The following is a 22,018-nucleotide window of genomic DNA, read 5'->3' as shown; positions in this document are numbered from 1 at the left end:
ATGGTACTGCAGGGGGGACCCTGTGGGAGAGTAGGACGCCGCCGAACAATCATTCCAGAGAAGCCCTGACCGGTCACCGGTCAGGGCTTCTCTGCATTTCCGGCCAATGACGTCCGGACAGTGATTTCCGGCCGGCGATTTCCGGGCGGAGTTGCTCGGGCCGAGCGGATGCTGAGCGGGTGTCGATCGGGCCCGGGCGAAGGCGGCCGGGCCGGCCGGTGGGGCGTGCCTGTGGTTCCGGCTGACGTGGCGGTGGAGCGTAGGTAGCATTTCACATGTCACAGATGATGGGATGATCGGCCGTCCAGGAGGCAGCAGCAGTGCACGATCCGTTCGACGACCCGCAGCGGCGCTACCAGGTCCTGCGCAACGACACCGCCGAGTACTCACTGTGGCCCGAGGAGCTGGCTGTCCCGCGCGGATGGCGGGCCGTGCTGACGGACGTCGGCCGGGACGAGGCGCTGGCCGCCATCGACGCCTGGCCGGCGCCGCCCCCCGGCCAGGCCCCCGGCCAGGCCCCCGACCGGAACCAGACCCCCGACCGGACCGGGGCGCTCGACCCCGTCGAGGCGGTCGCCCGGCACGCCGCCGACCGGCCGCAGGAGATCGCGGTGCTGACCCGGCACCGGGCCGGTGCCGTGCGGCAGTTGACGTACCGGCAGCTGGACCGGCGGGCCGCCGTGCTGGCGGCCCGGCTGGTCGCGCACGGTGTCGGGCCGCGGGATCTGGTGGCCGTCGCCCTTCCGCGCGGTCCCGAGCTGGTGGCCGCACTGCTCGCCGTCCTGCGGGTCGGCGCCGCGTACCTGCCGGTCGACCCCGGCTTCCCGGCCGACCGGACCGCCCTCACCCTCCAGGACGCCGCCCCCCGGCTGTTGCTCACCGACCGCGCGGGGGCCCGTCGCCTCGCCCCGGAGGGCCTGGCCGCCCTGCTGCTCGACGAGGCGGACGCGGACGCCTCCCCCGGCACTCCGGCCTACGCACCGAGGGAGTCGGCGGCCCCCGAACCCGGCCTGCCCGCCTACGTGTTGCACACCTCGGGCTCCACCGGCCGCCCCAAGGGCGTGGTGATCAGCCGGGGGGCCTACGCGCACGCCCTGGGCACCCTGGTCGACCGGCTGGGCATCGGCCCCGGGCAGCGCGTGCTCGCCGCGACCACCGTGGCCTTCGACATCGCGGGGCTGGAACTCTTCGGCACCCTGCTGGCCGGTGCCACCGTCGTCCTCGCGGACCCGGACCAGGCCGGCGACCCGGTGGCGCTCGCCGAACTGGTCGCCGCCACCGGCGTGCACGTCGTCCAGGCGACCCCCTCGCTCTGGCAGGCCCTGCTGGCGGGCCGGCCCGAACGGCTGCGGGGCGTCCGGGCGCTGGTCGGGGGAGAGGCGCTGACCCGTGAACTCGCGGACCGGCTGCGGTCGGTGGCGGTGAGTGTCACCAACCTGTACGGGCCGACCGAGACCACCATCTGGTCGCTGACCGCCGAGGTCGACGCCGGGACGGGGGCGCCCTCGATCGGCACCCCGCTGCCCGGCACCGGCGTGCGGGTGCTCGACGAGGACCTTCGGCCCGTCCCGGAGGGGACCGAGGGCGAGCTCTACCTCACCGGCCCCACCCTCGCCCGGGGCTACCTCGGCCGACCGGGACTCACCGCCACCCGCTTCGTCGCGGACCCGGCCGGAGCACCCGGCGGCCGGATGTACCGCACCGGCGACCGCGTCGCCCTGGGCCCCGACGGCACCGCCGAGTACCGGGGGCGGGCCGACGACCAGATCAAGATCCGCGGCCACCGGGTGGAGCCCGGGGAGATCGCCGCGGCGCTGCTCGCCGACCCGGCCGTGGCCCAGGCGGCCGTCGTCGCCCGGGGGACGGCCCCGGAACGGCTCGGCCTGGTCGCCTACCTGACCCCGGAGCCCGGCTCCGGGCAGCAGGAGGAGGCCACCGGACGGCTGCTCGAACGGGCCCGGCGCGCGCTGCCCGGCTACATGGTCCCCGCCGCCTTCGTCTGGCTGGACCGCCTCCCCACCACCCCCGGGGGCAAGTTGGACCGCAAGGCGCTCGCCGGCCCGCGGTACGCCCCGCGCCTCGCCGCCCGCGCCGGGGGCCGCCCCGCCGAGGGGCCGCTCGAACCCGCCGTGGCCGAGCTGTTCGCCGAGGTGCTCGGCACCGGGCCGCTCGGCGCCGACGACGACTTCTTCGCGCTGGGCGGCAACTCCCTGCTGGCCGTCCGTCTGATCGCCCGCCTCGACGAGCGGCTGTCGCTCGAACCGACCCTGCGCGACCTGCTCGCCGCGCCCACCGTGGCCGACCTGGCCCAGCGGCTGGCGGTGCTCGCCGACCAGGCCCCCGCACGACCGGCGGCCCGGCCCGGCGCGCGAGACGGGGACCGGCCCGGCGAGCAACCCGGCGAGCGGAACGGGGACGGGCCCGGCCCGGACCCGGAGCGCCTCCCGCTGACCGCCAACCAGCGCCGGCTCTGGTTCATCGACCTGCTGGAGGGCCCCAGCCCCCGCTACAACCTGCCGCTGGCCGTCGACCTGGCCGGTCCGCTGGACACCGCCGCCCTGTGGGCCGCGCTGGCCGATGTGACGGACCGCCACGAACCACTGCGCACCCTGCTCCCCGACGAGGACGGCGACCCGTACCAGCTGATCGTGCCCGCCGAGCAGGCCCGCCCGGAGCCGGTCGAGCACCGCCTCGCCCCGGACGGATCGGAGGACCGGCCGTCCGAGGACCGGCCGCCGGTGGACCGGCTGTTGGAGGACCGGCTGCGGGAGGCCGTCCAGGAGGTCTTCGACGTGGCCACCGACCTCCCGCTGCGGGCCTCGCTCTGGCACACCGGGCCGGACCGGGCGACCCTGCTGCTCCTGATGCACCACACCGCGGCCGACGGCTGGTCCACCGGGCCGCTGCTGCGCGACCTCTTCACCGCCTACCGGGAGCGGCTGGCCGGCCGGACCCCCGAACTCCCGCCGCTGCCGCTCCGGTACGCCGACCACGCCCTGCGCCGCCACCGCGCGGAGCGGCCCGACACGGAGCGGCCCGACACGGATCGGCCTGACACGGACCCGCCCGGCGCCGGGCCGCACGACGCCTTCTGGCGCACCGCCCTGGCCGGACTTCCGGCGGAGCCGGCCCTGCCCACCGACCGGCCCCGGACCGAGGACGACGGGAGCACCGGGCGGATCCCGCTGGACGTCCCGGCCGCCCTGCACGCGGGGTTGGCCGACCTCGCCCGGAGGCACGGCTGCACGGTCTTCATGGCGGTGCACGCGGCGCTGGCCGGACTGCTCTCCCAGGCGGGCGCCGGCACCGACGTGGCCATCGGCACGGTGGTGGCGGGCCGGCCGGAGCGCGACCTGGAGCACCTGGTCGGCTTCTTCGCCGAGACCCTGGTGCTGCGTACCGACGTCTCCGGCGACCCGTCCCCGGCGCGGCTGCTGGACCGGGTGCGGGAGGCGGACCTGGAGTTCCTGGACCACCAGGACACGCCGTTCGACCGGGTGGTGGCGCTGGCGGCGCCGCCCCGGGCGAACGGCCACCACCCGCTGTTCCAGGTGCTGCTGGCGTTCCAGGTCGAGCCGGCGCGGCTGCCCGACTGCCCGGGGCTGACCGTCCGGGCGCGCGAACTGGGCACCGGCACCGCCAAGGTCGACCTGCTGTTCACCCTGACCGAGCACACCGACCCGGTGACCGGGCGCCCGGCCGGGATCACCGGCGAGCTCGACTACGCGGCCGGGCTCTTCGCACCGGCCACCGCCCGGCGGCTCGCCGACGGCCTGCTCACACTGCTGCGGGCCGCCGTCGAGCAGCCCGACACCCCGCTGTCGGCGGTCGAGCCGGGGTGGTGACACGACCGGGCCCGCGCCCCGGGGAGAGGGGGCGCGGGCCCGGTGCCGGCCTGCTATCGGCCTGCTGTCGGCCTGGGGCCGAGTCGGTCAGGCCGCGGCCGGGACCGACTGACCGGCGACCGCGATCGCGCTGTACCGGCGGAAGCACCAGCCCTGGGCGGCGACCAGGGCCAGATTGACGCAGGCCAGGGTGGTCCAGAGCGCGGTGAGCCCGCCGTAGGCGGCCGCCGGGCCGGCCGCGAAGGCCAGCACGCCGTACCCGGTGGCGAAGCAGAGCATGCTGGGCAGCGTCCGCCGGACCCCGATCAGGCCGAAGCCGAACAGCGCCTGCAGGGCGTCCGCCAGGGTCGCGGCCAGCACCAGCGGCAGCAGGTCCACCAGACCGGTCCGTACCTGCGGGTCGCTGCTGAACACCTCCAGCACCGGGCCGCGCAGCACCGTCAGGACGGTGGCCAGCAACAGCACCGCCCCGGCCGCGACGACGAGACCCGAGCCCACCCCCGCCCGCACGCCCGGCAGGTCCTCCTCCTTCAACCGGTCGGCCACCACCGGGATGACCGCCTGCCCCACCGCGACCGCGGCGGTGAAGACCAGGTTCACCAGCGACACCGCGACGCTGTGCACGGCGGCGTCCTCGGTGCCGATCCGGGCGGCCGAGAAGGCCAGCACCCCGAGCACCGCGAACTTGATCAGCACGGTCGCGGCCAGCGGGATCCCGACCCGGGCCAGGCCGAGCACCTCGGCCGGCTGCGGCCGGCCCAGCCGCAGTGGCTGCCCGTCCAGCTGCGGGACCCGGCGCAGCGCCACCTGCGCGACCCCGGCGCTGATCAGGCCCGAGGCGAGCATCGCGATCCCGGCGCCGTTCAGGCCGAGCGCAGGCAGCGGGCCGGGCCCGCCCACCAGAAGCAGCGACAGCACCACGGCGGTGGCCGTGCCGGCCAGCCCGGAGCGCATCACCACGCGGCTGCGGCCCAGCCCGATCAGCGCCGAGGCCGCGGTGGTCGACAGGGCGACCGTCAGCGTGTCGAGCGCCAGCAGCAGGGGGAAGTAGCCGAGGCCGTCGACGGTCTCGTCCGGTACCCCGCCGAGCCGGGCGATCAGCGGCACCCCGGCGACCGCGAGTGCCCCGAGGCCGCCGGTGGCCACAGCGAGCCACATGCTGTTGCGCAGGACCGTCAGCAGCTTCCGGGGGTCGTCCTGGTGCTCCGTCACGAAGGGCATCACCCCGCGCTGGGCGCCCGCGATCGCGGCGGTGGCCGGGCCGAACACGGCCATGGTCACCCCGAGGCCCGCCAGCGACGCGGTGCCGTGGTGGCCGAGGACGGCGGTGTCCACGAGGGCGCCGGCCGAGGCGGCGATCATCGTCAGGTAGAGCGGCAGCGCGGCGCCGGCGATCCTTCGGATCCGCTCCCCGGCGGTCGGCGGTCCGTCGTTCGTTGTCACCGGGTTGCTCCTGTCGGTCGGTCGTGGTCCGGGCGGTCGTGGTCGGTCGTGGTCGGACATCGTGTCGTGCCGGGCCGTGGCCCCGGTGCGGCGGGGGTCACAGCAGCGCGCAGCGGCGGCGCAGTTCGGCCAGGCTGCGCAGGCTCTCCAGCACCGCGTCGGTGCCGATGCCGAAGTCGATCAGGCAGGCGATCTCGTCGACCCCGATCTCGGCCAGCGCCTCGACCAGTGGCAGGGCGTCCTCGACCGAGCCGAGCAGGCAGCGCTCCCGGGAGAAGTCCCGGTAGGCCAGCTCCAGCAGCTCGTCCATCGCCTCCGGCGAGGCGTCGGCGGCGCCCGGCGGGGTGTTCAGCCCGAACAGGCTGAGCGAGGAGCGCATGTACGCCAGCAGCGGCTCCCGGGCGCGGGCCAGCGCCTGGTCGCGGTCGGAGCCCAGGTGGGTGTGGACCATGACGGCGACCCGCTCGCGCTCCGGTCCGTGGCCGTGGGCGGCCAGCGCGTCGGCGTACCCGGCGAGGTTGTCCTCCAGCTGCTCCAACGACTGGCCGAGCAGGTGGGTCAGCACCCCGGCGCCGGCCTCGCCCGCGAGGGCGTAGGTCTGCGGGGAGCCCGCCGCCGTGATCCACAGCGGCAGCTCGCCGCGGCGGGGCGTCGGGTAGGTGCGGACCCGGTGGGTGCCGCCGCCGGGCCCGGGCCGGTCGACCTCGCCGCCGGACCAGAGCAGGCGCACCTCGTCGAGGCCCTTGCGCAGTTCGGCCTTGGCCGCCGCGAAGCGCTCGGGGGCGAGCACGAAGTCCTGCGGGTTCCACCCGGAGGCGAGGGCGATCTCGGCCCGGCCCCCGGAGATCCGGTCCACCACGGCCCACTCCTCGGCGACCCGCAGCGGGTCGTGCAGCGGCAGCACCACGCTGCCGGCCCGGACCGAGATCCGGCGGGTGACGGCGGCGACGGCCGCGCCGGTGACGGCGGGGTTGGGGAAGGGCGCCCCGAAGGGGTGGAAGTGCCGCTCCGGGGTCCAGACCGCGGAGAAGTCCTCGGCGTCGGCGAAGGCCGCGGCCTCCAGCAGCAGCCGGTACTGCTCGTCGGGGTCGTCCCCGTTGGCGAAGAAGAACAGGCCGAACCTCATGAGTCCTCATCCGGGGTGGTGGCCGACGGCCGCCCGTCGGGGCGGGCCTGCGGGTCGAAGAGCAGCGCGTAGAGCGCCTCCCGGTACGCGGTCGTGAGCGCCCGCGCGTCCGGTCCGCCTGCCCGGGAGCGCGCCCGGACCAGGAAGCCGTCGGGGCCGTCCACGAGGGTGAAGCGCGTCCGCTGCCCGGGTTGCAGCGGCTCGGGGCCGACCCAGCGGACGGCGTGCCCGGCGAACAGCGGCTCGCCGCCGTCGTCCCAGGCGTAGTTGAACACCAGGTCGGCCCGGCCGGCGGCGGCGAGCCGCGGATCGGCCGCCGCGAGGTCGGCGAACGGGACCGGTCGTGCCTCCTCGATCCGTGCCAGCAGCTCCCGGACCGTCGCCAGGGCGGCGGCGACCGGCTCGTCCGGGTGGACCGTCACCGGCAGCGGCACCACCTCGGCGAAGGCGCCGACGCTGTCCTCCAGGCCGGCGGCGGCCCGGCCGTCCCAGGGCAGGGCGATGCGGGCCGCGCCGGGGCCGGAGGCCTGTGCGGCGGCGACGGTGACGGCGGCGACGGCGAAGGCGGTCAGCTGGAGGGTGTACGGCGAGATCCCGAGCCGGGCGCCGGCCTCGCGGACCGCGGTGTGCAGGCCGGTGTGCGGGGCCCACTCGGCCTCGGTGTCCGGGGCGTCCGCGGCCGGGGTGTCCGGCTCCTGGGTGTCCGGGGCGGATGCGCAGGAGGCGGGCCCGGCGAGCAGCTCGTGCCAGATCTCGGCGGCGCGCTTGGCCTCCTGGCCGTCCGTCAGGCCGTCCCGCCAGGCCAGCTGGCGCAGGAAGCCGTCGTCCTGCGGGCCGAGCGACGCCGGATCCCGGTAGGCGGTGGCCAGTTCCTGGACCAGCGTGAGCAGGCCCAGGCCGTCCAGTGCCAGCGGGTGCACGCTCAGGCCGAGCAGCGCGGGTCCGTCCGGCGGGGTGGCGAGCACCAGCCGCAGCAGCGGGTCCCGGCGCGGGTCGGGCGCCAGCGCGCGGGCGGCCCGGTACAGCCAGTCGGGCCGGTCGGCCGGGCGGACGGCGGGGCCGGGATCCAGCACCGGTACGGCGTCGTCGAGCGCCTCGGCCGGGCGGACCGCCAGCTCGCCGCCGTCCGGTGCGACCGACAGCCGCAGCGCGGGGTGGCGTTGCAGCAGGGCCTGGTACGCCAGGCGCAGCGCCTGCGGGTCGGGGTGCGGGCCGAGCTCCAGGACGAAGCTCTTGCCGCCCGCGGCGGCCTCGGGCCGGGCCGCCGGGCGCAGACCCGCCGGGAGCCGCGGGGGCGGTCCGCCCACCGGCAGCTGAATCCTCGGCCGGGGCAGGCCGGGGCCCGGCTCGGCGCCGTGCGGGGCCAGCCGGCGGGCCACCTCCTCGGCGGTGCGGCAGCGGTAGAACTCCGCCACCGAGAGCCCGTGCGCCGCCGGGAAGCGCTCGCGCAGCCCGTACAGCACCCGGATGGCCAGCAGGGAGTGCCCGCCGACCGCGAAGAAGTCCGCGTCGGCCGCCAGGTCGGGGCGCTCCAGGACCCGGCGGAACAGCGCCAGCACCTCCCCGGCCGGGCCGGTCGGCCCCGGCAGTCCGGTGGAGACGGTGGGAGCAGCGGAGGCGGCGGGGCCCGGGCGGCCGGGGGCGGGCAGCAGGGCCGGGACGACCTTGCCGTTGGCGTTGACCGGCAGCGCGTCCAGCACCGTGAAAGTGGCCGGGACCAGCGCCGACGGCAGCTCGGCCAGCAGCCGCTCGCGGACCCGCTCCACCGGCACGGTGGCCACCAGGTAGGCGTCGAGCCGCCGTTCGCCCTCCTGGCCGGCCACCACCACTGCCACGTCCCGCACCCCGGGCACCCTGCGGATCGCCAGGTCCACCTCGGCGAGCTCCACCCGGTGGCCGCGGATCTTCACCTGGCCGTCCTCGCGGCCGAGGAACTCCAGCTCGCCGCCGGGCAGCAGCCGGGCCCGGTCGCCGGTGCGGTACCAGGCGAGCCCGTCGGCCCGCTCGAAGCGCTCGGCGGTCTGCCCGGGCAGACCGAGGTAGCCCTCGGCGACGCAGACCCCGCCGATCCGCAGCTCGCCCACCGTCCCGTACGGCACGTCCCGGCCCGCCGGGTCGGTCAGCCGCAGCACCGTGTTGGGCAGCGGCCGGCCGATCGGCGCGTACCGGGGCCAGTCGGCGGGCGGGCCCTGGAAGCGGTAGGAGGTGACCACATGGGTCTCGGCGGGGCCGTAGTTGTCGATCAGCCGGCAGTCGGGCAGCCCGTCGAAGAAGGCGAGCACCCCGGCGCCCAGGCGCAGCTGTTCGCCGGTCGCGGCGATCTCGCACAGCGAGGCGAACGGCTCGGGGTCGTCCTCGAAGACCGCCGCCACCGAGTTGAGCAGCGAGACCGGCCAGATCGCCTTCTGCACCCGGTGCCCGGCGATCAGGTCGGCGAGCAGCTCGTGGTCGTAGCGGGTCTCCTCGTCCGCCACGTGCAGCGAGCCGCCGCCGCAGAGCGCGCCGAAGATCTCGTGGAAGGCGGCGTCGAAGCCGAGCGGGGCGAACTGCAGCCAGCGCAGCCCCCGGTGGTAGCCCTCGGTCTCCCAGTGGATCAGGTTGGTCAGCGCCCGGTGCGGGAAGGCGATGCCCTTGGGCCGGCCGGTGCTGCCGCTGGTGTAGGTCAGGTAGACGAGGTCCGCGCCGCCGACGGAGGGCAGCTCGGCGGGCGCGGGCGCCGCGGCCAGCTCGGCGAGCGGGGGCAGCACGAGGGCTTCGGCGTCGGGTGCGAAGGCGGCCGCCTCCGGCTGCTCGCAGAGCACCACCGCCGGTGTGCAGTCCGCGGCCATCAGGGCCAGCCGGGCGGGCGGCAGCCCCGGATCGAAGGGGACGGCGACGGCTCCGGCCCGGACCACCCCGAGCAGCGCGGCGACCGCCGGCACGCCCTTGGGCAGGGCGAGGCCGACCCGGTCGCCGGGGCGCACCCCGTGCCCGGCCAGCAGCCCGGCGACGGCGGCGGAGACGGCGGCGAGCTGCCCGTAGGTCAGCTCCGTCCCGCCGCTGGCCAGGGCGAGCCGGTCCGGCTCCCGGTCGGCCCAGCGGGCGAACACCTCGTGCACGGGGGGCTCCGGCACCTCGGTGACCGGGCCGCGCAGGGCCTGCCGCGTCCGGTGGGCGAGCGCGGGCGGTTCGGCCGGCCAGTCGGCGACGGGCGTCCCGGGCTCGCCGGTGAGCCGGTCCAGCAGGTGGGTGAAGCAGTCCCGCCACTCCTCGACGGCGGCCCGCTCGAAGCGGTCGGTGTCGTAGCGGAACCGCCCGCCGAGCCCGCCGTCCGGGTCGAACCACCAGTCGAGCGACAGCTCGTAGGGGCTGCCGCCGCGGTCGAACGGCACCGGGTGGGCGGTCAGCCCGGGCGGTGCGGGGGGCGGTCCGGACTCGCCGCCGAGCATGTTGAACAGCACGTCGAACAGCGGTGCCTCGCGCTGGTCGGCGGGGTGTCCGAGCCGGCGGACCAGCAGTTCGTAGGGCAGGTCCTGGTGGTCCAGTGCGGCCCGCAGCCGGCCCGCGGCCCGGTCGACCAGCGCGGAGAAGTCCTCGGCGGGGTCGAGCCGCAGCCGCAGCGGCAGGGTGTTGACGAGGTTGCCGACCAGGTCGCGGGTCCGCGGGTGCTGGCGGCCGGCCACCGGGGTGCCGACGACCAGGTCGGAGCTGGCGCCGAGCCGGCCGAGCAGCACGGTGAAGGCGGCGAGCACCACGGTGAACGGGGTCACCCGGCGGCGTTCGGCCAGGGCGCGGACCTGGTCGGCGGTCCGCTCGGGCAGGGTGAACTCCAGCAGCTCGCCCCGGTAGCGGCGCTCGGCGCGGCGGGCCCGGCCGGGCAGCTCCAGCCGGTCGGGCAGGTCCGCCAGCTCGGTCCGCCAGAACGCGGCCTGCCGCTCGGCCTCGGCGGAGTCCGTCCAGTCCGCGACGGACCGGGCGTGCTCGGCGAACAGGCCTGTCAGATCGGGGAGTTGCGGTGCATCGGCGCCGGTGCGGCGGGCGTAGCAGGCGTACAGGTCGCGCAGCAGGACCTCGGTGGAGTGGGCGTCCGCGCAGATGTGGTGCACCACGAGGGCCAGCACATGGCGGTCGGGGGAGCGCCGGAACAGCCGGGCGACCAGGGCGGGTGCCGGATCCAGCGGGATCGCCGTGCCGAGCAGGTCGTTGACGGCCCGGTGCAGGGCGTCCTCGTCGGGCACGTCCACCACCGGCAGGGCCGTCCCGGCCTGCGGCAGGATCTCGAACCGCGGGCCGTGCTCGGAGCGGTGGAAGCGCAGCCGCAGCCCGTCGTGGCGGTCCACCACGTCCTGGAGCGCGCCCGTCAGGGCGGCCTGGTCCAGCGGCCCGGCCAGCTCGGCGAGGACGGGGACGTGGTAGGCCTCGGCCGCGCCGGGGACTTCGTCCAGGAAGAGGAACCGCTCCAGCAGGGCCGGTACCGGCAGCGGTCCGGACTGCTCGGGACGGGGGACCGGGAGCGGGTCGGGGGTGCGGGCCAGGGCCTCGGCCGCCAGGGCGGCGAGGCGGGCGGGGGTCGGTTCGTCCAGGAAGGTTCCCAGCGGGATCTGGACCTCCCAGCGGGCCCGGGCCATCGCGGCGATCCGCTGGGCGGTGAGCGAGTCGCCGTCGAGCACGAACAGGTCGTCCTCGGGGCCGATCTCGGGCGTTCCGAGCGCGATGCGGAAGATCTCCAGCGCCCCGGTCTCCAGGGCCCCCGCGTCCGGGGCACCCGCCCCGGCTGAGCCGGACGAGGCCTCGGTGGCGGTGGCGGTGGCGCCGACAGGCCGGGCGTCCAGCCAGTGGCGCCGGCGGTCGAACACCCGGCGCGGCGGGTCGCCGTCGGGCAGCCGTACCGGCCCCTCCTCCAGCAGCAGGTGCGCATTGGTGCCGCCGACCCCGAAGGCGCTGACCCCGGCCATCCTCGGCAGCTCGGACTCCCAGGGCAGCAGCTCGCCGGAGACCCTGAACGGCGAGTCGGCGAAGTCGATGTGCGGATTGGTCGACTCGCAGCCGAGGGTGGGCACGAACTCCCGGTGGCGCAGCATCAGCACCGTCTTGATCAGCCCGGCGATGCCGGCCGCCGAGTCCAGGTGCCCGATGTTGGACTTGACCGAGCCGAGCCGGCAGGAGCCGACGGCCGCGGTCGTCCGGCGGAACGCCTCGGTCAGCGCGGCGACCTCGATCGGGTCGCCGAGCAGGGTCGCGGTGCCGTGCGCCTCCAGGTGGCCCACCCGGTCCGCGCCGATCCCGGCCAGCCGGTGCACCCGGGCCACCAGCTCGGCCTGGCCGGCCACGCTGGGCGCGGTGTACCCGCTCTTGCGGCGCCCGTCGTTGTTCACCGCACCGGCCCGGATCACCGCGAGCACCCGGTCGCCGTCCGCCAGCGCGTCCTCCAGCCGGCGCAGCACCACCAGCCCGGCCCCGCTGGCGAACACCGTGCCGGCGGCCTCGGCCGAGAACGGCCGGCAGCGGCCGTCCGGCGAGACGATGCCGCCCTCGGTGTACTCGTAGCCGAGGTCCTGCGGGTTGACCGCGGCGCCGCCGGCCAGCACCGCGTCCGCCTCGTAGTCCAGCAGCATCCGGGTCGCCTGGTGCACCGCCACCAGGCTGGCGGAGCAGCCGCAGTCCACCGCGAAGGCGGGCCCGGTCAGGCCCAGCCGGTAGGCGATCTGGGTGGCGGTGAACCCCCGGTCGTTGCCCATCAGCACCCGGTGCCAGCCGTGCGTGGCGACCACCTCGGGGTGGCCGAGCACATGGCGCAGCAGGTACTCCGAGTGGTTGAGGCCGACCACCGTGCCGATCGCGCCGGGGAAGGCCGCGGGGTCGATGCCCGCGTCCTCCAGCGCGTGCACCGCGAGCTCCAGCAGGACCCGCTGCTGCGGATCGGTGAGCGCGGCCTCGGCGGGGGTCATCCCGAACGCGGCGGCGTCGAACAGCGCCGGGTCGGCGAAGCGCCGGCGGACCGGGACGTGGACCGGGCCGCCGGGAGACGGCTCGGCGAGCCCGGCCCGCCGCAGCTCCTGGAGCGGGACCTCCTCGCGCGGCTCGGCCCCGTCGCGCAGCAGCCCCCAGAACTCCGCCGGGGAGTCGGCCCCCGGGAACCGGCAGGCCATCCCGGTCACCGCGATCGCGGACAGGTCGTCGTCGAGCGGCTCCTCGTACTCCTCGTACCGGTCCTGGTACGGCTGCTCGTCCTCGGGTACGGCGGACACGGCGCTCACTCCTCGATCGCGGGTCGGGCGGGGGCGGGGGCGCCGGCGGCGCGCGACCGGCGTTTGCGCAGCACCTGCTCGCGGCGCCGGTCGCCGACCGTCCGCCCGGCCGACGGCGACTCGGGCCCGGTCACGGGCGCCTCGGGACCGGCCGAGGCCGGGCGGCGCAGCCGGGCGGCGTACGCCCGCGCCGTCGGATAGCGGAACAGGTCGACGATCCGGGCCTCGGCGCTGACCTTCGCGCGGATCTCGGTGAGCAGCCGGGCGACCAGGATGGAGTTGCCGCCGAGCTGGAAGAAGTCGTCGTCCACGCCGGCCAGCGGCTGGTCCAGCACCGTGCGCCAGGCCGCCAGCAGCCGTTCCTCCAGCTCGTCCGCCGGCTGCGCCGCCGCCGTGCCGGGCCGTGCCGGTCCGGCGCCGGGCAGCACGACCGTGGGCAGCGCGGCCCGGTCGGTCTTGCCGCCCGCCGTCGTCGGCAGCGCCGGGAGGCGGTGGAAGGCGGCCGGCAGGTACGGATCGGGGAGGCCGTCCGCGAGGGCCGCGCGCAGCTCCCCGGCCGGGTGGTCCCGGCCGTCCCGGGACACGTAGTGGGCGACCAGCGCGGCCTCCGGGCCGGTGCGCTGCACCACCACCGCGCAGGCGGCGATCCCGGGCACCGCGCCGAGCGCGCGCTCCACCTCGGCGAGCTCGATCCGGTAGCCGTTCACCTTGACCTGGTGGTCCAGCCGCCCGGCCAGCTCCAGGGCGCCGTCCGGCAGCCGCCGGGCGAGGTCCCCGGTGCGGTACAGCCGCTCCCCGCGGGCGTCGGTGACGAAGCGCTGTCCGGTGAGCTCGGCGTCGCCCAGGTAGCCCTTGGCCAGGCCGGCCCCGGCGATCGCCAGCTCGCCGAACAGGCCGTCCGGCTGCGGGCGCAGCGCGGCGTCCAGGATCCGCACCCGGGTGTTGGCCAGCGGACGGCCGACCAGCACCGCCGCGGGCTGCTCCGGCACCTCCCAGGCGGTCGACCAGACCGTGGTCTCGGTCGGCCCGTACAGGTTGAGCACCCGGGGGATGCCCAGCGCCTTCAGCCGGGCGGCCAGCGCCGGGTCCAGCGGCTCGCCGCCGACCAGCAGCAGGCGTAGCCGGGCCAGCGCGTCGCCGCCGCCGGGCAGCCGCAGCACGCTGCGCAGCAGGGTCGGGGTGGCCTGGAGCGCGTTCGCGCCGCTGCGCTCGACGAGCTCCGGCAGGCTCTCGGCGCTCGCGCCGTCCGGCCCGCTCGCCAGCGTCTCGGCGTTCTCGGCGAGCACCACCGGGATGCCTCGGGAGAGCGTCCAGAGCAGTTCCAGCACGGCGATGTCGAAGGTCACCGAGGTGACGGACAGCCAGCGGGTGCCCGGCTCCGGGGCGACGGCCCGGTCCAGCGCGGCGAAGAGGTTGGCCAGGCCGCGGTGGGCGACCTCGACGCCCTTGGGCCGGCCGGTGGAGCCGGAGGTGAAGATGACGTAGGCGGTGTCCCCGGGGGCGGAGTCCTCGACCGGCCCGCCCTGCGGCGGACGCCCCGTCAGCCCGGCGAGCGGCAGCCGCAGGCCGGTGAAGTCCGGGCACAGCCCGGCGTACGGCCCGTCGGTGAGCAGCGCCGCGCAGCCGGCGTCGGCCAGCATGCCCTCCAGCCGGGTGCGCGGGTCCGCCCCGTTGAGCGGCACGTACGCGAGGCCGGCGGACAGCACGCCGAGCAGCACCGCGACCAGCGCGGGGGAGCGCGGCACGAGCAGTCCGACCCGGTCGCCCGGGCGCAGGCCCGCGGCCCGCAGCCCGGCCGCCACCGCGGCCGCCCGCTCGACCAGCTGCGCCCCGGTGAGCGTCTCGGCCCGGAACGTGACCATCCCGGTGTCCGCCAGCCCGGCCAGCCGCGCCAGCACCAGCCGGTGCACCGGCGTCGAGGGGACGCCCAGCTCCGCCTCGGCGTCCCAGGCCTGCTGCCGCAGCACGTCCTGTGCCCCGACCAGCGACAGTCCGCCGACCGGCTGGTCCAGGTCCTGCGCCATCGCCACCAGCAGCCGCTCGAACCAGACGACCAGGCGGCGGGCCTGCGCCTCGTCGAACAGCGTGGTGCTGTAGATGAGTTGGCCGAGGAAGCCCTCGGTCTCCTGGCGCAGCTTCAGCATCAGGTCGTACTGCGCCGCGTAGACCGGCTCCGGGGCGATGCCCGAGCGCACCCCGGGGAGGTCGAGATCGGTGTCCGGGTAGCTCTGGTAGATGAAGATCGACTGGAACACCGGCGAGTGCGAGCTGCTGCGCTCCGGCGCGACCGCCTGGACCACCTGGTCGAACGGCAGGTCCTGGTGGGCGAAGGCGTCGAAGGCGGTCCGCCGGACCCGGGCCAGGAACTCCCGCACGCTCTCCTCGTCGTCGACCACCGTCCGGACGGTGATGGAGTTGAAGAACAGCCCGAGGGTGCGCTCCAGCGCGGGGTAGGGCCGGTTGGCCAGCGGGCTGCCCACCGCGATGTCGGCCGACCGGGAGACCCTGGCCAGCAGCAGGGTGAGCACCGCCATGAACACGCTGTACGGCGTCGCGGCGGCCGAGGAGCAGAGCCGCTCCAGCGCCGCGGTGGTGGCCTCCGGTCCCAGCCGGAAGTCCAGCGAGTCGCCCCGGAAGCTCTGCACGGCCTCCCGGGTGCGGGCCGGGGCCAGGTCGACCAGCGGCGGCAGGTCGGCCAGCTGCCCGCGCCAGAACCGGCGCTGGCGCGCGGCCAGCTCGGTGCCCAGCCACTCCCGCTCCCAGACCGCGAAGTCGGCGTACTGCACGGTGGGTTCGGGCAGGTCGGCGGGGCGGCCGGCGGTCCGGGCCGCGTACAGCTCGGAGAGCTCGGAGCGGATCACGCCGGTGGACCAGCCGTCCGAGATCACGTGGTGCTGGGTGATGACGAAGATCCACCGGCGGGCGCCGCAGCGGATCAGGTCGAAGCGGATCAGCGGCGCCGCGGCCAAATCGAACCTGGTCTCGGTGACCAGGCGGATCAGCCGCTCCTCCTCCTCGGCGCCGTCCGCCTCGAACACGGTGTACGGCGTCGGGCAGTCCTGCGCGATCTCCTGGAACAGCCCGTCCGGGCCCTCCCGCAGCGCGGTGCGCAGCACCTCGTGGCGCTCCATCAGCCGGTCGGCGGCCCAGCGCAGCGCCGCCTCGTCGAGCGGCCCGGTCAGCTCGGTCGCGAAGTACATGTTGTAGACGGGGACTTCGGTGCCCAGCTGCTCGACCAGCCAGAGCCGCTGCTGCGCGAAGGTGGCGGGCAGGGCGGCGGTGCGGTCGGCCCGGCCGATCCGCACCTGCCGACGGGCCTCCTCCTCGGCCCGCTCGCGCAGGAACTGCACGATCGCCTCGCGGTGCTGCCGCACCCGGGCGGTGAGCTCCTGGTCCAGCGCGCCCTCCGGGGCGGACAGGGCGAGCCGGCCCTCGGCGAGGGACAGCCGGGCCCCGCGCTCGGCGAGTTCCTCCAGGACGTCCTGCGCGGTCACAGCTCCACCTCTTCCCAGTCGTCCCCGACGGCGGTGTCCGGGGCGCCGACCAGCGTCCGGTACAGCTGTGACGAGGCCAGTTCGGTGTCGATCAGGGCCGCGGTGGCCTCGGCGGTCTCCGCGTCCAGCAGGTCGCCCAGCGGGATCCGCACGCCGTACGACTCGCGGATCCGGGCGAGCACCTGGGCGGCCAGGATCGAGTGGCCGCCGAGCACGAAGAAGTCGTCGGCGGGGGCGACCTCGGGCAGGCCCAGCACCTCGCACCAGATGGCCAGGACGGTCTCCAGGGTGGTCGCCCCGGGCGGCGGGTCCTGCGGGCCGGGTGGCGGTTCCGCCGGGGCGGGCCGCTGCGTCCGGCCGTCCGGGACGGCGGGGTGCCAGTGCCGTACCGGCTGGAAGGGGTAGGGCGGCGCCGCGGTCCGTCCGCCGGCCGGGCGCAGCCGCTCCCAGCGGATGTCCGCGCCGCGCTCCCAGCAGTCGGCGACCAGCCGCAGCCAGCGCTCGGCGTCGCCGTCGACCGGGACCACCGGGCGGGCCCCGGGCGGCAGCGCGGCCGGCTCCTCGCCGAGGACGGCCGAGGCGGTGACGTCCAGCAGGTGGGTGGGGGAGGGGGCCGTCCCGGCGGGCAGGACGGTGCCCAGCGTCGCCGAGCGGACCTCGACCTGGAGCAGACCCGGTTCGGCGGCCGCCAGCTCGGCCTCCAGCGCGGCCATCGCGCGCTCGCAGGCGCTGAGGTCGCCGCCGGTCCGGGCGGCGGCCACGGCCGTCGCGTGGTGCCCGGCGCAGCGCCGGGCGGTGTCCTCGTCGAGCCCGCCGGCGAAGGCCAGTGCGGCGAACTCGCCCGCGCCGGAGGCGGCGAGGGCGGCGGGTTCGACGCCGAGTGCGGCGAGCGCGCGCAGGGCGGCGAGCTGCCGGGCGAAGCCGGGGGCCGACGGGTGGCCGGGCCCGGCGGCGGCTTCCGGGGTGGTGCCTGCGGTGGCGTCCGCTGCGGCGGCCGGCGCGGTGTCCGCGGTGGCGTCCGCCGGGCTCAGGTCCGCCGGGTCGTCGCCGTCCGCGAGGCCGAGGACCAGCGGCCCGTCGACCGGGGTGGCCGGACCGGCGGCCAGCGCCGCGGCGAGCCCGGCCGGGTCGGCGGCGGTCCAGGCGCGGCGCAGCCGGCCGGGGGCCCGGCCGACCTGGAGGGCACGGGCCAGCGCGGCCGGGTCGGTGCCCGCCTCGCCGAGCAGGCCCCGCACGGCCGCGGCGGACCGCTCGAAGGACCAGGGCGAACGGGCGGAGAGCGGGAGGAGCTGCGGCCCGGCGGCGGCGGGCGCGGCGGGGCGGGCGGGCGGCTGCTCCAGGACGGCGTGGGCGTTGGTGCCGCCCACGCCGAGCGCGGTCACCGCGGCCCGGCGCGGCTCGTCCGAGGCGGGCCAGGGGGCGGCGGCGGACGGCACGTGCAGGCCGCTGCCCGCGAGGTCGACCGCCGTGGTGGTCTCCCGGTGGCCGGCGGTGCCCGGCACCACCGCGTCCCGGACGGCGAGGACCGCCCGGATCAGCCCGGCCATGCCGGCCGCCGCGTCCAGGTGCCCGAGCGCGGCCTTGGCACTGCCCACCGCGCAGGGCGCGGTCACCCCGAGCCGGCGGCGGGCGGCCAGCAGGGCGGCGAGCTCGACCGGGTCGCCGAGCGGGGTGCCCGTCCCGTGCGCCTCCAGGTAGCCGATCGTCGCCGGATCCACGCCGGACTCGGCCCAGGCGGCCAGCAGGACGTCCCGCTGCCCGTCCACGCTGGGCGCGGCGAAGCTGAGCCGGGCGGCGCCGTCGTTGTTGAGCGCCGAGCCGCGCAGCACCGCGTGCACGGTGTCGCCGTCCCGCAGGGCGTCGGCGAGCAGCTTGAGCACCACCACGGCCACGCCGCTGCCCGGCACCGTGCCGTCGGCCCGCCGGTCGAAGGGACGGCAGGCGCCGCTGGGCGACAGCACCCCGCCGTCGACCGCCAGGTAGCCGCGCTCGTGCGGCAGCGCCACGGTGACCGCGCCGACCAGGGCGGCGTCGCAGTCCCCGGCGAGCAGGCTGCGCCGGGCCAGGTGCAGGGCGGTGAGCGCGGTGGAGCAGAGGCTGGCCACGAACACGCTGGGGCCGGTCAGCCCGAGGTGGTAGGAGACCCGCAGGGGCAGTGCGGCGGCGGTGGTGCCCGGGGCGGGCTCGGCGCCGCCGGCGGCGATCAGCGTGCCGTAGCGGTTGTCGCCGCTGCCGCAGAACACGCCCACCCGGCCGAGGCCGGCGCCGCCGGCCCACCCGGCGTGCTCCAGGGCGTGGACGGCCTCCTGCAGCAGCAGCCGCTGCTGCGGGTCCATCGCGGCGGCCTCGGCGGGGGCGATGCCGAAGTACTCGGCGTCGAAGAGGTCGACGTCCGCCAGCTCGCCGCCGACCGGGACGTACCGCGGGTCGGCGGCCTGGCCGTCGGTCGGTCCGCCGTCCGGTCCGCCGGTGAGGTCGGTGAGATCGGTGCCGTCGGTGAAGCGCTGGACCGCGCTGCCGTCGCGCAGCAGCAGCTCCCGGTACTCGCCCAGGTCGCGGGCGCCCGGGAACCGGCAGGCCAGGCCGATGACCGCGACGGCGGGGCCGGGCGCGGGGCCGGGATCGAGGGCGGCGTCCGGCCGCCCGTTCACGTGGTCGTTCATGAGGATCCTTCGTGCTGGCCGGCTGCCTTCAGCGCCTCGGCGACGGCGGCGACGGTGGGGGAGGAGAACAGGTCGGTGATCGGCAGGACGGTGCCGAACTCCGTGCGGAGCAGACGGTGCAGGCGGATCAGGGTGAGCGAGCTCCCGCCCAGTTCGAACAGGCTGACGTCCCTCGGCACCTGCTCCGGCGCGGTGCCCAGGGCCTCGGCCCAGCGGGCGGCGATCCGGCGCTCGGTCTCGGAGCGCGGCAGGTCGGCCGGGCCGGGCGGGGCGGCGGGCGGCGGCGCAGGCAGCGCCCGGATGTCCACCTTGCCGCTGCCGGTGAGCGGGAACGCGTCCAGCGGGATCAGCGGGCCGGGCCGGAGCGCGGCGGGCAGCCGCTCCGCGAGGTGCGCGCGCAGCCGCTCCCGGGTGTCGGGGTGCTCGCCGAGGAAGTAGAGCGCCAGCACCTCCTCGCGGCCGGCCGTGACCAGCCGGGCCACCGCGTCGCGGACCTCGGGGTGGTCCAGCGCCACCGCCCGGATCTCGTCCAGCTCCAGCCGGATCCCGCGCAGCTTGACCTGCCCGTCGACCCGGCCGAGGAACTCCAGGGTGCCGTCCGCGCGCCGCACGCCCAGATCGCCGGTGCGGTAGAGCCGCGCCCGCGGATCGGGGTCGAAGGGGTGCGGGACGAAGCGCTCCTCGGTGAGCTCCCGGCGGTTCACGTAGCCGTCGGCCAGCGGGACCCCGCCCACCCACAGCTCGCCGGGCACCCCGGCGGGCAGCAGCTGGCCGCCCCGGCCGAGGACGTGGACCTGCGCCCCGGCGGCCGGCCGGCCGATCGGGACCCGGCCGGCGGGGCCGTCGGCGGGGACGGTGTGGGAGGTGACGTCGATGGCGGTCTCGGCCGGTCCGTAGAGGTTGACCACCGGTGCGCCGAACCACAGGGCCGCCCGTTCGGCGACCGCCGCGTCCAGCGCCTCGCCGCCGCTGAAGACCGCGCGCACCCGGCTGCCCCCGGTCGGCGCGGGCTCCGCGAGCAGCGCCTTGAGCAGGGTCGGGACGAACTGGACGACGGTGACGCCCTGTCCGGCGATCTCCGCGGCGAGGGCGGCCGGGTCGCGGTGCGCCCAGGCGGGGGCGACGACGACCGAGGCGCCGACGGTGAGCGGGGCGAGGTACTCCCACACCGAGGCGTCGAAGACCGGCGGCGTCTTGAAGTGGAACCGGTCGGCGGCGGTGAAGCCGAAGGTGTCGGCCTTCCAGCGCAGGTTGTTGGCCAGCGCCCGGTGCGGCACCCGGACGGACTTGGGCAGGCCGGTGCTGCCCGAGGTGGTGATCACATAGGCGGCGTCCGCGGGCCCGGGCCCCTCGGCGTCGGGCTCCTCGGCGTCGGGCGCCGGTCCGGCGGGGGACGGCGCGGCGGCCGGTGCGTCGAGGACAGGTTCGTCGAGGGCCACCGTCGGCAGCCGTCCGCCGAGCGCGGCGGCGTCCCCGGCGGTCTCGACCACCACGGCCGCGGCGTCGGCGTCGGCGAGGACGAAGCCCAGCCTGGTGCGCGGGAGTTCGGGGTCGACGGGCAGGAAGGCGTGCCCGCTGCGCAGCACCCCGAGGGCGGCCGTGACGTACCCGGCGGAGCGCGGCACGCAGAGGGCGACGGTGCTGCCGCGCGGCAGGCCGAGGGCGTGCAGCCGGTCGGCGATCCGGGCCGAGGCGCGCTCCAGCCCGCCGTAGTCGAGCCGCTCCCCGCCGGCCAGGACGGCCGTGCTCCGCGGGGATCGCCGGGCGTGCTCCAGGAAGGCGCGGGTCACCGGGACGAACGCGGCGGCGGCCGGCCCGTGGGCCAGCGCGAGCACCCGCTCCCGCTCGGCCCGCGGCAGCAGCTCCACCCGGGCGGCGGGCGGGTCGACGCCCGCCGCGATCCCGGCCAGCGCTTCGAGGACCACCCGGAAGGCCGCCGCGATCGTGCCCGCCTGCTCGTCGGTGTGCCGGTCCCGGCGGTACTGGAGGCGGGCCCTGGTCCGCTCGCCGGCCACCTCGACGGCCAGCAGCAGGTCGATCTTGCCCGTCCGCGGGTGGATCGGCACCCGCTCCACGGCGGTGCCGGGCAGCGTGAGCTCCTCGGCGCCGACGTCGTGGACGGAGAGCATCGCCCGGACCTCCGTCCCGGCGATCCGCAGCGCCCGGTGCATCCCGGCCAGCGGTGCGCCCTGGTGCTCGAAGCCGGCCAGCAGCTCCTCGCGCACCTCGGCCGCGTAGCCGGAGAGGCTGCGGTCGTCGAGGTCGGGCGCGCGCAGCAGCAGCATGTCGGTGAAGAGGCCGACCGCGTCCTCGTAGTCGGCCCGCCACGGGTCGATGGCGGGGTAGGAGACCAGGACGTCGGCCGCCGGGGAGAGGTGGCGCAGGGCCAGGCAGTAGGCGGTCATCAGCACGGTGAACAGGGAGCCGCCGGTGGCCGTGACGGCCGGGGTGAGGCCGGCGGGCAGGTCCACCACCAGCTCTCCGGCGGGGCCGTCGGTGTCGCGGCCGGTCCGCGCCGCCGCCCCGGTGTCCAGTCCGGTGACCCGGGCCGTCCAGAACGCGGCGCCCTCGGCGGTCTCGGCGTCGGGCCGGGCGAACCGGTCCCGCTGCTCCAGGGCGTAGGCGAAGTAGCCCTCCTCCGGGGGCGCTCCGGCGCCCGGGGCGGGAGGCTCGGCGCAGTGCCGGGAGAGTTCGGTCAGCAGCATGGCCACCGAGGGGGCGTCCACCGCGACGTGGTCGAACACCAGCAGCAGCAGCGCCTCGTCGGGGGCCCAGCGGAACAGGTGGGCGGCGAGCCGCAGCGGCGCGGCCGGGTCGAACGGCAGGGTGGCGGTCTCGGCGAGCAGCGCCGTCGCCTGCTCCCGGGTGGTCGCGTGCACGGCCAGCACCGAGGCGGGCGGCGGCTGGACGAACTGGAGCGGACCGGGCCCAGGGCCGTCGGTCGGTTCGTCGGTCGGACCGTCGACGATCGCGGTGCGCAGCACGGGATGGCGCGCGACCACGTGCAGCAGGGCCTGGTCGAGCACCTGCGGGGTGATCGGACCGGTCAGCCGGAAGGCCAGCGGGATGTGGTAGGAGTCGGCGGTCGGCGCCATCAACTGGGCCTTCCAGACGGTCTCCTGTTGCTGCGTCAGGGGAATCCCGGCGCCATGTGCGACATGCATCGGCCACCTCCAGCTCGATACAATGTCACACATCAGATGTCACGTTGGAGTGGCGT

At 77.0% G+C, this 22,018-nt stretch carries 7 protein-coding genes; 1 reads left to right on the top strand and 6 read right to left on the bottom strand.

Translation table 11 applies throughout. From position 1 onward, the window contains the following. Positions 1-320 precede the first annotated feature (320 nt). Positions 321-3,845 carry an amino acid adenylation domain-containing protein gene (locus tag ACFVVX_RS31940; protein ID WP_387950745.1) on the top strand — a complete coding sequence of 1,175 codons (3,525 nt, stop codon included), beginning with the start codon at positions 321-323 and terminating at the stop codon, positions 3,843-3,845. An 87-nt stretch (positions 3,846-3,932) separates the two neighbouring features. Here ACFVVX_RS31940 and ACFVVX_RS31935 read toward each other — a convergent pair whose 3' ends face one another. From ACFVVX_RS31935 to ACFVVX_RS31910, 6 genes are all read right to left on the bottom strand, one after another. After that, the gene (locus ACFVVX_RS31935; RefSeq protein WP_387950743.1) at positions 3,933-5,288 is read right to left on the bottom strand and encodes an MATE family efflux transporter; all 1,356 of its coding nucleotides are present in this window, start codon (positions 5,286-5,288) and stop codon (positions 3,933-3,935) included. A gap of 97 nt (positions 5,289-5,385) precedes the next feature. Then, positions 5,386-6,414, bottom strand: coding sequence for a MupA/Atu3671 family FMN-dependent luciferase-like monooxygenase (locus ACFVVX_RS31930; protein WP_387950742.1), 1,029 nt, complete (start codon positions 6,412-6,414; stop codon positions 5,386-5,388). Then, positions 6,411-12,641, bottom strand: coding sequence for an amino acid adenylation domain-containing protein (locus tag ACFVVX_RS31925; RefSeq protein WP_387950741.1), 6,231 nt, complete (start codon positions 12,639-12,641; stop codon positions 6,411-6,413). Before ACFVVX_RS31925 ends, ACFVVX_RS31930 begins: the two co-directional genes overlap by 4 nt. Before the next feature lie 5 nt (positions 12,642-12,646). Next, the gene (locus tag ACFVVX_RS31920; RefSeq protein ID WP_387950739.1) at positions 12,647-16,135 is read right to left on the bottom strand and encodes an amino acid adenylation domain-containing protein; all 3,489 of its coding nucleotides are present in this window, start codon (positions 16,133-16,135) and stop codon (positions 12,647-12,649) included. Continuing rightward, positions 16,132-18,798 (bottom strand): beta-ketoacyl synthase N-terminal-like domain-containing protein, encoded by a 2,667-nt coding sequence (locus ACFVVX_RS31915; RefSeq protein WP_387950737.1) that lies wholly within the window; start codon positions 18,796-18,798, stop codon positions 16,132-16,134. Before ACFVVX_RS31915 ends, ACFVVX_RS31920 begins: the two co-directional genes overlap by 4 nt. Further along, positions 18,795-21,962, bottom strand: a complete 3,168-nt coding sequence (locus ACFVVX_RS31910; RefSeq protein ID WP_387950735.1) for an amino acid adenylation domain-containing protein — start codon at positions 21,960-21,962, stop codon at positions 18,795-18,797. Before ACFVVX_RS31910 ends, ACFVVX_RS31915 begins: the two co-directional genes overlap by 4 nt. Positions 21,963-22,018: the final 56 nt, after the last annotated feature.

This window comes from Kitasatospora sp. NPDC058170 (assembly GCF_042883905.1).
Lineage (GTDB): Bacteria > Actinomycetota > Actinomycetes > Streptomycetales > Streptomycetaceae > Kitasatospora.
Note: the sequence above shows the minus strand (reverse complement) of the source record. Positions and strands in the feature narration are given on the sequence as shown.